The following is a 13,174-nucleotide window of genomic DNA, read 5'->3' as shown; positions in this document are numbered from 1 at the left end:
CGGCACTACAATCTTATGCGGTATTAATCTTCCTTTCGAAAGGCTATTCCCCTCTATGAGGCAGGTTACCCACGTGTTACTCACCCGTCCGCCGCTAATCCATTCCCGAAGGAACTTCATCGCTCGACTTGCATGTGTTAAGCACGCCGCCAGCGTTCGTCCTGAGCCAGGATCAAACTCTCAATAAAAAGTTTAATCTTAGCTTACTCAAATAAAAATTGCTGGTTTACTTAAATGTATTTATATCATTCTGTTCAATTTTCAAAGACCAATTTTCTTTCCTACATTTTATTGTAGTTACTAATTATGTCACCCTTAAGCGACTTTCTTAGTATATCACTCATTTAATGCTCTGTCAATAACCTTTTTTAAAACCTTTAAAGATATATTTAAAATATACATCTATCGATTTATTATTAGATTATTTGCATATCTCAGCGACATTTCTTATCTTATCACGTTCTAGTTGCAGTGTCAACACGTTTATTGAAAAATTATGTTATACCTATAATACTAGTCCCTTAGTATACATAAATAGTGAGATTATCTTATTGAATGTTGCTAATAGATACTAGAAAATATATGTTACAAAATTAAAATTCCAATAACAATTCCCAGTAAATCATACCAATCAATATAATTTGGCTAAACCGTTCTAAATATAATAAATCAATGAAGATCAGGAAAGAATAATATTAGAATACATCACACAAAATTTATACAGCTGTTTATAAATTAAGTTAGAGGTAAACCTGAATCGATCTTTTATCACCATATGATCCAAAGTTTAATCTAATAGATCTGGTGGGATGGTTGAAATCTTCTATTATTAATAATGTGTTTCACCCTTCTTTAGCCCGTCAGAAATACAATTCAGAAGTTAATTAACACTATAATAAGGTTCCTACTCAAACAACAGGCATACTATTAGTTCGAATGTAGAAACCAATTCACAACATATATATTAGAAAAGTAAGCACCTAAAAATTATACTTTGCTAATCTTATTTCGTAGTTATTCTATATACTATATTATTAAAATTCTGCATTTAATTTTCCTCATATAGTTAATCCCAACTCAATAAGTATCAAATTTAATTTCCTGATGCTTACCTAATAATCTTTTTACATTAACCTAATACTTTCATTCTAAAAATACTATTACCTATATGTCTTGTCTATTTGGTAATACTGCTTTTTTTCTTTATAACAAGAGGATACATTACAGATCCAATAAGTGTCTCACCACTTCTTATCTCACTGCCTTTATCTGCAATTACATTATCTAATACTGCATCATCGCCAATTCTACTATTTTGCATTATTATACAATCTTTGAGTTTTGTATTTTTACCTATATATACTCTTCTACCTATTATACAATTTTCAACAGTTCCTTCTATTCTGCACCCATTCGCTATTATTGAGTTTATAACACTACTTGTATCTGCATAATGAGTTGGTGCTTCATCTTTAGTTTTTGTAAAAATAGGTCTTTCATCATTAAAAATTTCTTTATTTACTTTTCTATTTAAAAATCCTACATTACTATCATATAAGGCCTTAATAGAGTTTATACAATCTAAATGTCCTTTAAATTCGTAAGCACTTGCTGTTAAAGTATTTAAGTTATTATGAATATACTCTTTGACCTTCCTATACATTCCGCTACTTACACATTCATTTACAATATTTATAAATAACTCGGTTTTTAATATATACATCTCCATGTTAATATTTGCTTTTAGGTTCTTCCCTATATTTTCTCCTACGCTTATAACACTTCCTGAGTCATCAAAATTTAATACTCCGCAATCACCAAAGGCTTCATCTGCATTGTTAACCTTCTTATATACCATTGTAATATCTTTACCTGTACTCTTATGGTATTCCAGAACTTCATTATAATCTATATTGCAAATCATATAGCTTGGAGCTAATAATACATATTCTCTTCTACTATGTGTTAAAAATTGTATGTTTTCAGCAAAATTATGAACATCATCATAAACCGGCTCGTCATTTCCAAAATTAAAAACCTTTAATCCATCTTTTTTTCTATTCAAATCCCATGGTCTTCCATTTGTCAAATGGTCTATCAGTGATCTTGACTTATTTTTCGTAAATATTCCTATACAATTAATTCCTGAATTTGTCATATTTGATAAAATAAAATCTATAACTCTATATCTTGCTGCAATAGGAACTGAAGCAAGAGATCTATTCACTACTAATTCTCCCATTCTGTTTTCATTTTCATCTAAGTTAATTATACCAATACAATTTTTCATTTCCTTCTCCCCCTTAGTGATTTTGCTAAACTGCCTTATTATTTTCTATAACTGTGCCCATTTTCACTTCTTCTTTTGCTGCAATAATAGCTATTTCATCACCTAAAGAAATTTTGCAATCTTTTCGAACTATTGCCCCACTTCCAACAATTGCTTTTTCAATAACCACATTATCGCCTATTTTAGCATCTGTCATAATTATCGAATCGCGGACAACTGAATTTTTTCCTATTTGAACTCCTTGGAATAATATTGAGTTTTCCACTTGTCCATTAACGACACAACCTTCAACAACTAATGAATTAGATACCTTTGCATTCTCTCCTATATATTGTGCCGGCCTTATTGGATTAACTGAATATATCTTCCATTCCTCATCATGTAAATCAAGTTCATTATCTTCTCTGATTAAATCCATATTTGCTTCCCATAGACTATCTATAGTACCTACATCTTTCCAATATCCTTTGAATGGATATGCAACCATTTTGTCCCCATTACCAAGCATACTTGGAATTATATTCATTCCAAAATCATTTTTTGAGGTCTTATCAGATTCATCCTCCCTCAAATATTTTTTTAGAGTCTTCCAATTAAAAATATATATCCCCATTGATGCTAGATTATTTTTAGGACTTTTTGGTTTTTCTTCAAACTCGTATATTGATAAATCTTCCCTTGTATTCATTATTCCAAAACGAGATGCTTCATCCATTGGTACCTCAATAACAGCTATAGTAGCCTCTGCTTGTTTTTCCTTATGAAAATCAAGCATCTTTGTATAATCCATCTTATATATATGATCTCCAGATAAAATCAAAATATATTCTGGGTCATATCTATCAACAAATTCTATATTTTGATAAATTGCATTTGCAGTACCTTTATACCATTCTCCACCTTTTTCTTCCTGATATGGTGGTAATACATGCACTCCTCCATGAGCCCTATCTAAGTCCCACGCTTCTCCTATACCAATATGCGCATTTAATTCTAACGGTTTATACTGAGTTAATACGCCAACTGTATATATTCCTGAATTAGAACAATTGCTTAATGGAAAATCTATAATTCTATATTTCCCTCCAAATGGTACTGCTGGTTTAGCTAACTTTTTTGTTAATACCCCCAACCTAGATCCTTGTCCACCAGCCAATATCATTGCTACAATTTCATTTTTACCCATAATATTATCTCCTCTCATACGTGTTTGTTCTCATTAGATAAATTTTATATTATATGCCCCTATGTTCAATACTATACTTATTAGTATATTTTTTTATTTAAGCGAACTTACAGCATATTATATTTTTAATAACTATTTTATAATATGATTACTTATGGAATTTATATTTATAGTTTTGCATACAGTATATTATACATTCATTTCCCATTAAATTCCATATAGACATATAATAAAATATTTGTCAATTTTTTATTATATAATAAAGTTTAATAAACTAGATCCTTCGTAATATTTTTAGATCATATGGAAAAATAGTTATAACGCTACTATTTCCTATAAACTTATATTTTTCATTAATACTAAGTAAATTTATATAATTTCCACTTAAATTAACTTCTTTAACTAACTTAGCTTCACTTGAAACATTTACTAAAATTATTATTCTCTCATTTTCATAGCTTCTTTCAAATGCAAATACGTCTGGATCTGTTTCAAAAATACTTAACTTCCCTTTTTTTAAACCATCTTCATTATTTCTTATATTAATTATTTTATGATAGAAATCAACAAGTACTTTGTTCTCTTTTCCCCATGGATAACTTTTCCTGTTATCAGGTTCTCTTCCACCTTTTAAACCGGCTTCATCTCCATAGTATATTAGTGGCACTCCTGGTAAAGTAAATTGAATTGCTATAAGTAACTTTAACAATGATATATTTTCATCTAGAACAGTTAAAATTCTTTCTGTATCGTTTGTACCTATAATATTTACATTTCCATAAAAACTCTCTCTTGGATAATTCTCATACAAAGACATGATCTTTTGCTTTAACTTATCTGATTTTATATATCCTTTAATAAAATTAATTAAACTTTCTCTTAAAGGATAATTAGTTGCAGCTTGTACTTCGTTGCCTTGTAAATATTTTCGTCTTTTCGAATAACTTATTTTATTAGATGCATCTTCCCATATATCGCCTAGAAGTACAATCTCCTCATTTATTTCTCGAATTTTTTTCCTTATTAATTCTATAAATTCATCCGGAAGCTCATCAGTAACATTTAAATTCCATCCACCAATACCCATACTGGTCCATTTGCTTATGATAGAATTATTTTCACTTATAATATAATTAATATATTCTTGTTGCATTGAGTCAATGTTTGGTCTTTCATCCATTCCCCACCAAGATTCATATCTATATGGGTATGTAATGAACTTATACCAATTATAAAATTTAGAGTTTGGTGAATTATAAGCACCAGTCTCATCGTAATTTCCTAGTTTATTAAAATATTTGCTATCAGAACTTGTATAGCTTAGTACAATGTCTAAAATAATTTTAATTCCTTTACTATTTGCGACTTTACATAATTCTCTAAATTCATCATTTGTGCCGAACATTTCATCTACAGTCTCATAGTCTGCTGTATCATATTTATGACAACTAGGAGACTTAAATATTGGACTTAATTTGATTATGTTAACTCCCAGTTCTTTTATATAATCTAATTTTTTTATTATCCCCTTTAGATTTCCTCCATAAAAATCCCATCTAACAATTTTTCCAAAACTATCTCTAATATACATAGGACTGTCATCCCATCTTCCATATATAAACGAGTTCTCTTTTGGATTATCTATAGTCTTATTTCCATTTCCATTGTAGAATCTATCTATGAGTATTTGATATATTACCCCTTCTTTGTACCAACTTGGTATGAATGACTTTTCATATACAGTTATTTGATACGGCACAGGATTATAAGTGTATATCTGGCCAATTCCCCCCAGGTGATCATCATTATTTCCATAATATACCCTATCATATCCATCTATTAAAATAAAATAGTATTCTAATATCCCCAAAGCATCAGAGGTATCAACTTCTACAGAATATTTAAATTCACCATTATTTAAATATTCCTTGTGCATTCCTATATTGATTTTAGTTCCATCAAATCGTATCAGTTCTATTGCTACGATTATCTCCCTATTAACACTAATTGACATCTTAACCTTTTGACCAACCTCTACAGCTCCAAAAGGCTTTCTAAATTTTATGCTTTGTGAGTCATGTAATACCTGTATATCATTCATTCAGTTAGTCCTCCTATAGATTCTTATAAATTACCTCTGATCCCCAAATACCAGTTGCATATTCTTCTATTGTTCTGTCAGATGAGAATATCCCTGAATGTGCAATATTAATTCCACACATTCTTTGCCATTTATTAGCATTCCTATAAAGAGTATCAATTTTATCTTGAGCTTTCAAATATGAATCAAAATCTTGCAAAACAAAAAATTCATCATTATAGTTAATTAAATTTTCATATATACTTCTAAATTTATTTTTATCACTATGATATTTTCCGTTTACCAAATCATCTATCACTCTCTTTACTCGACTATCATTATTGTATATATCTATAGATTTATATCCTCCATTTTGATAATAATTTAATACTTCATCTGCAGTTAATCCAAATATAACTATATTGTCATCTGTAACTTCATCTTTTATTTCGATATTGGCTCCATCTAATGTTGCTACCGTAATGGCTCCATTCATCATGAATTTCATATTTGACGTTCCTGAAGCCTCTTTAGTAGTTGTTGAAATCTGCTCACTTACATCTGTTCCAGGAATTATTTGTTCTGCCAGAGAAACTCTATAATTTTGAATAAAAACAACTTTTATCTTTTCATTTACTCTAGAATCATTATTTATTTTGTTTGCAACACAATTTATTAATTCAATAGTGTTCTTAGCCAAATAGTATCCTGGTGCAGCTTTTCCTCCAAAAATAAATGTCCTTGGGACTATGTCATAATTAGGATTATCAACTAATTTATTATATAAATCCATTATTCTTAAGCAATTAAGTATTTGCCTCTTATAAGCATGCATTCTTTTAACCTGAACATCAAATATAGAATCAGGATTCACACTTACATTATCATTCTTTAATATTATGCTTGCTAGCTTTTCTTTGTTAAATCTTTTTATTTTTCCTAGTTGTTCCAGAATTATTTCATCATACAGGTGTCTCTCGAAATTTTTTAGATCAAGGGGATGCCTTATAAAGCTATCTCCAATTGTATCTTTAATTAGCTTTGTAAGCTCTGGATTACTTTTTAAAAGCCACCTTCTATGAGTAATACCATTAGTTTTGTTATTAAATTTATTTGGATAAAGATAATAAAAGTCTGTCATTTCTTTTTTCTTTAATATTTCTGTATGAAGTTTGGCTACTCCATTTACACTATGACTGCCTACAATTGCTAAATGCGCCATTTTAACTTGATCATCTGCTATTATTGCCATCCTTCTAACTTTTTCAAGATTACCCGGATATTTTGCTAAGAGTTCTGCACAATATCTTTTATTAATTTCTTCAACGATCATATATATTCTTGGAAGCAATTTCTGGAACATATCTATCGGCCATTTTTCCAAAGCTTCTGCCAGAATTGTATGATTAGTATACGATATTGTATTAGTTGTTATTCTCCAAGCTGTATCCCATTCTAATCCTATTTCATCCAATAATATTCTCATAAGTTCTGGTATTGCAAGTGTAGGATGAGTATCATTTATATGAATTGCTATCTTTTCATCCAGCAACAATATATCTTTTCCATGCTTTTTACAGTGTCTTACAATACTTTGAACCCCTGCTGAAACAAAGAAATACTGCTGCTTTAATCTCAACATCTTGCCTTCATAAAACGAATCTTCTGGATACAATACTTGTGAAATTGATTCAACTGAATTTTTATATTTAATTGCTTGAAGGAAATCACCTCTACTAAATGATGAAAAATCAAACTCGTTTGAAACTGCCTCAGCGCTCCATAACCTAAGAGTATTTACAATCTCATTTTCGTATCCTACAATTGGAGTATCATACGGAACTGCTAATACAGGTTCATAATTTATATGAGTGAAATTTAAACGTCCATTTATTTCACTTACTTTTACCTCTCCGCCAAATTTAACAATTTCCGCTTTTTCTGCTTTTCTTTTCTCCCAAACATTCCCCAACTTTAACCAATCATCAGATACCTCAACTTGTTTCCCATCTATAATCTTTTGCTGAAAAAAGCCATACTTATATCTGATTCCGCACCCATTCCCTGGAATATTTAAAGATGCCATTGAATCTAGAAAGCATGCCGCAAGTCTTCCCAATCCGCCATTACCTAATCCCTGATCTTGCTCTAAATTCTCCAAGTCCTCTAAATTTATATTTAAATCTGATAATGCTTCTTTACATATCTCTCTTATGCCTATATTTAATAAAGCATCGCCAAGCAACCGACCTAATAAAAATTCCATAGAAAAATAATAGACTTGCTTCTCTCCAGTTTTATTATATTTCTTATTCGTTTTAAGCCAAGTTCTTGTAACATAATCTCTTACAAGACTCCCTAAAGCATCATATTTTTGTTGATTAGTGGCTTCTTTTAACTCAATACCATGCATTTCTAAAAACTTATTTACATAAGCTTTTTTAAATGTCTTTTTATCCATTTCGAGCATTGATATACCCCCTCATTACACTATGTCATAATCTTAATCTTGCCCTGTTAATTCTCTATATAAATCTAGATATACTTGAGCTGATCTATTCCAACTATTATCAGAACTCATCGCATTTTTAATTAGATTTTCCCATTTACTTTTATCGCTATATATCCATAAAGCATATTTTATTATATTGTATAGTTCATCCGAATTATAACTTTTGAAGCTAAACCCGTTACCTTCTCCAGTATATTCATTATATGCAATTATTGTATCCTTCAACCCACCAGTCTCTCTAACTACAGGAATAGAACCATATCTAAGTGCTATTAATTGTCCCAACCCACATGGCTCAAAAAGTGACGGCATTAAAAACATATCACATGCTGCATAAATTTTATTTGCTAACCCATTGTCAAATTTAATATTCGCAGATACTTTATTTCCGTATCTAGAATCTAGCCATTTGAAATGTTCCTCATAGTGCTTATCTCCCGTTCCTAAGATAACTAGTTGAACATTTTCTTGTAATAACTTATCCGAAATATTTACTAATAAATCCACACCCTTTTGGTTTGTTAATCTAGTTACCATCGCTAGCATTGGTATATTCTTGTCAACAGTAAGCCCTAATTCTCTTTGTAATTCAGTTTTATTTATTACTTTATCGTTTATGGAGTTGATATTATAATTCTTTTTAATAAATCTATCTGTATTAGGATCAAATTCATCGTAATCTATCCCATTTGTTATTCCTCTTAATGCATAAGATCTATCTCTTAATACTCCATCCAATCTTTGACCATACTCAGGCGTTTGAATTTCATATGCATAAGTATCGCTAACAGTCGTAATAATATCAGAATAGTACAATCCGCCCTTCATATAACTTACACCCTCATCAAATTTTAGGCACGTATTGTTATAGAGCTCCATATCAAATCCAAATAGTTCTGGTAATATTTGAGGATCAAACACTCCTTGAAATGCTATATTATGAATTGAATATACGCATTTCATCTTCCAATAGAACATATCATTTCTTTTGTATTCGAATTTCAATAGTACAGGTAGCATTCCCGTTTGCCAGTCATTGCAATGTATAAGGTCAGGCTGCCAATCTAATTGTCTTAGCATTTCTAATACTGCTCTATCAAAGAATGCAAACCTCTCTGCATCATCATAAAAACCATAAATTTCATCTCTTTTAAAATATCCTTCATTGTCTAAAGCATAATATGTTACTCCATTATAAAAGCATTCCCATACTCCACAAAATTGTTCTCTCCATCCAACCTTAACATTAAACCATTTAACAAATCTTAGCTTATCTCTTACTTCCCAATTAATTTCTCTATATTTAGGTATAACAACCCTTACATCTGCATTTTTTTGTGCAAGTGCTTTTGGTAATGCCCCAGCAACATCTCCAAGCCCTCCTGTTTTAATAAACGGACTAGCCTCAGATGCTACAAATAAAACTCTCATTCTTTATCCCCCTCAACCTCTAACAAATAAATTTATATCCTTATACTATATACAATAAATATTTTTATCTTTTTATATAGCAATACTTATTTTCCCAATCAATCTTTTTAACCATTTATTCATCTTTTTCTTTAACTTCTTGATCTATGCTAATTTCATTTACTTTTAATATCAGTGTTCCCATTGGAGGCACCTTTATTTTTAAAGAATATGGTTGGTTGTGGAACTTAGCCCTTTCAGATGCTAATGTCTCGCCCATCACCTGACCTGAACCACCATACTTAATATCATCAGAATTAAATATCTCTTCATAGCTACCTAAGAATGGAACTCCAATTCGATAATCATAATATACTGTAGAAGTAAAGTTAATTATAAAAATCAATGTGTCTTTATCATTTCTACTTCTCCTAGCAAAAATTAGTATACTTTGTTCGTTATTATCAGCCTCTATCCAATTAAAACCTCTATAATCATGATCAAGCTCCCAAAAAGCCTTGTTATTAAGATACAAATTGTTTAGATCCTTAAAAAACAACTGAGTCTTTTTATGAATCTCTAAATCATCGATTAGGTTCCACTCTAATTCCTCATATTCTCTCCATTCAATTCTCTGTGCAAACTCACACCCCATAAATGATAACTTCTTACCTGGATGTCCCATCATATAACATATGAATGTTCTGAGCCCCGCAAACTTATTCCATTCATCTCCCCACATTTTGTTCATCAATGATTTTTTACCGTGAACAACTTCATCATGTGAAAGAGGTAATAAATAATTTTCAGCATAATTATACATCATCGCGAATGTTATATTTTTATGATTATGTTTCCTATATTTAGGATCTATTTCAACATACTCTAATGTATCATTCATCCAACCCATATTCCATTTTAAATTGAAACCCAAGCCATCATGAATTGCAGGCTTTGTAACATTAGGCCAAGATGTTGATTCCTCTGCAATCATAAGCGCCGTCGGATATTCTGCAAATACAGCCCTATTTAACTCCTTCAGAAAATCTATCGCCTCTAAATTTCCATTTCCTCCGTATTTGTTTGGTACCCATTCTCCATGTGATCTACTATAATCCAAATATAGTATACTTGATACCGCATCAACTCTTAATCCATCAATGTGAAATTCTCTATACCAGTACAATGCATTTGATATTAAATAACTTTTAACCTCAGCTCTACCTAGGTCAAAATTACAAGTTCCCCAGCCTTTATTTTCCGCTCTCCATTCTTCTTGATATTCATATGTTGGCGTTCCGTCAAACTTATATAATCCATGAGCATCCTTGCAGAAATGACCTGGAACCCAGTCCATTATTACTCCTATGTTAGCTTCATGTAATTTATTTATCAGTGTCTTCAGACCTTCATAACTTCCATACCTACTTGTTGGCGAATAATACCCAGTCCCTTGATACCCCCAAGAAGCATCCAATGGATGTTCAATAAGTGGCATAATCTCTACATGTGTATACCCCATATATTTTAAATACTTAGGCAAATCTTCTGCAATCTCTTCATATTTTAAAAATTCACCATCTTCACTTATCTTCCATGAACCCAAATGTATCTCATATATATTTAATGGTTGTTCAAGTACATTTACTTTATTTCTTTGATCCATCCATTTTTGATCGTTCCATTTAAAAACTTTAGGTTTATATATTATCGATGCGTTATCTGGTCTTAATTCACTCTGTATTGCATATGGATCTGCTTTGTATTCTCCCTTTTCTCCATCTTCTCCGACTATACAATACTTATATTTATTTCCAACCTTAGCAGTATAAAAAAAGCCTTTCCACAATCCACTTTCAGTTATTCTTTCAAGTTTATACTCATCTTTTACTTCAAAATCATTAAAATCTCCAACAACATATACAGCCTTCGCATTAGGTGCCCAAGTTACAAATTGAACACCTTTCTTTCTTTTCTCAGTTCTAATATGTGAACCTAAGATAGTATAAGATTCATAATTTTTACCTTGATGAAACAGATATGTGTTAAAATTGGTTATTTCAGATTCATCCAGATTTTTTGCAATCTTTTTAACAGTGCTTTTAATATGTCCTGTTTCCGATCCTAGTCTGTCTCCTTCTACTAGAATTGCTTCTGTTAATTTTTTTGAAGGTGATTTCTTCCTTGTGCCTGTCTTAACTGAACTCAATCCTGATTTTCCTTTTGAAGATTTATCTCCTATTTTTTCTTGATTTGACTTTAAGGATAACCTACTCTTTTCCGCCGTTCTAGGTTTAATAATCTTATTTTCATCTTCTACTTCAGTTTCTCTATTTTCAATTGTATCTTTTGATGCCTCTTCTATTTCGGCTTCTTTATCTTTTTTTTCTTTTAAGATGATTTTCGTTTCTTTCTTAATCTTCAATGAATCACTCTTCTCAACTTCCCTAGATTTCTTTGAACTTTTCTTAGATTTAGTCTCAACTTTTTTATCCTTTGTAGTAATATCTTCTACTTTACCATCTAGATTATCAATAAAATTTAATTCAGTTGTTTCCTTCGAAGAGATCTCATTTTTTACTTTTACCTTTGTCCTACTTCTTTTTTTTTCAACAGATACCTTTCCATCTTCTCCTGCTGAACTACTTATATCTTCAGGACTGACTTCCTCTTTATTTTTAACCTTACTGCTTTTAGGATTATTTTGCATTAAACTATACCCCCATCCATATTTATATCCCTCTCATAAACTAAATTAAATGCTCATTTTTATTATAATTCTCACTATATATATATCTTACCAAATTTTATAGCACTTTTCACTTATTTTTCTTTATTTTTAATAAAAATTATAATTAATTTAACTTTTAAGATAATAAATATATATTTTTATCCATATATAATGTATACTATTCAGTCGTTCATTTTATTAAATTCAAAATTAATTAACAGAATAGCCATAAAATTGCATATGAAAAAGTAAATGTATCAGATTTACTTCTTAACTTATATTAATCTATTGCTCTCCTATATGGGTGCATTCTTTTATTTATAAAACCTTATGCAAATCTTAGTAAATAGTTTATTTTTAAACATATAAAAGATAGTATGAACAGCATTTAAATTTAATCCTTGAGCATCAGTTAAATTTTTACTATTATAAAAGCAATTTAAAACTAATATCATTTACATATATCTTTTTAATTTTCTACATATTTGATTAATAACTATAATATTAAGTTTATTCATATTACCAATTCTATAAGCTAAAAAAGAGGATTCATAGCTTGAATCCTCTTTTTTGATATATATCCTTAATCTTTATAATTATTAACATATGTTTTCTTATATTATTAATAATATTTTTTAAATATATATTGGAATTATGTATTTATATTCTAGTCCTAATTGAGCACTTGACTTGCTAGAGTTCTAAATATAAATCTATTATCGCAACGTATATAATATAATTTAAACATATTGATCAATTAGTATTATAGAACAAATTTCACTAGCGCTCAAAAAATATTAAAATTATAAACAAAAAAAGATAGTCATTACAACTATCTTTTGTGCTTACCTCGCAACGTCCTACTCTGCCACACAGTCTCCCATGCAGTACCATCGGCGCTATAGACCTTAACTTTCCTGTTCGGAATGGGAAGGAGTGTTACCTCTATGCCATCATCACGAGAT

At 30.1% G+C, this 13,174-nt stretch carries 6 protein-coding genes and 2 rRNA genes; all 8 read right to left on the bottom strand.

What is annotated here, in order from left to right; translation table 11 throughout:
- Positions 1 to 188 (bottom strand): 16S ribosomal RNA (locus tag T483_RS0118020); the annotation flags it as partial.
- Between the two features lie 989 nt (positions 189 to 1,177).
- The gene (glgD, locus tag T483_RS0118015) at positions 1,178 to 2,290 is read right to left on the bottom strand and encodes a glucose-1-phosphate adenylyltransferase subunit GlgD (protein WP_026888088.1); all 1,113 of its coding nucleotides are present in this window, start codon (positions 2,288 to 2,290) and stop codon (positions 1,178 to 1,180) included.
- Between the two features lie 25 nt (positions 2,291 to 2,315).
- Complete coding sequence (locus T483_RS0118010) at positions 2,316 to 3,476, bottom strand: glucose-1-phosphate adenylyltransferase (protein ID WP_026888087.1); 1,161 nt, start codon at positions 3,474 to 3,476, stop codon at positions 2,316 to 2,318.
- Between the two features lie 274 nt (positions 3,477 to 3,750).
- Positions 3,751 to 5,577, bottom strand: coding sequence for a glycoside hydrolase family 13 protein (locus T483_RS0118005; RefSeq protein ID WP_026888086.1), 1,827 nt, complete (start codon positions 5,575 to 5,577; stop codon positions 3,751 to 3,753).
- Positions 5,578 to 5,590: 13 nt separating this feature from the next.
- The gene (locus T483_RS0118000; protein WP_026888085.1) at positions 5,591 to 8,026 is read right to left on the bottom strand and encodes a glycogen/starch/alpha-glucan phosphorylase; all 2,436 of its coding nucleotides are present in this window, start codon (positions 8,024 to 8,026) and stop codon (positions 5,591 to 5,593) included.
- 33 nt (positions 8,027 to 8,059) lie between these two features.
- Positions 8,060 to 9,499 (bottom strand): glycogen synthase GlgA, encoded by a 1,440-nt coding sequence (glgA, locus tag T483_RS0117995; RefSeq protein WP_026888084.1) that lies wholly within the window; start codon positions 9,497 to 9,499, stop codon positions 8,060 to 8,062.
- Between the two features lie 115 nt (positions 9,500 to 9,614).
- The gene (gene glgB, locus T483_RS29410) at positions 9,615 to 12,188 is read right to left on the bottom strand and encodes a 1,4-alpha-glucan branching protein GlgB (protein WP_155268513.1); all 2,574 of its coding nucleotides are present in this window, start codon (positions 12,186 to 12,188) and stop codon (positions 9,615 to 9,617) included.
- A gap of 868 nt (positions 12,189 to 13,056) precedes the next feature.
- Positions 13,057 to 13,173 (bottom strand): 5S ribosomal RNA (rrf, locus tag T483_RS0117985).
- Between the last annotated feature and the right edge of the window lies 1 nt (position 13,174).

The sequence above is a fragment of the Clostridium beijerinckii HUN142 genome, from assembly GCF_000621745.1.
GTDB lineage: Bacteria > Bacillota > Clostridia > Clostridiales > Clostridiaceae > Clostridium > Clostridium beijerinckii_A.
The sequence above is the reverse complement of the archived record's forward strand: the minus strand, read 5'-3'. Positions and strand labels throughout refer to the sequence as shown.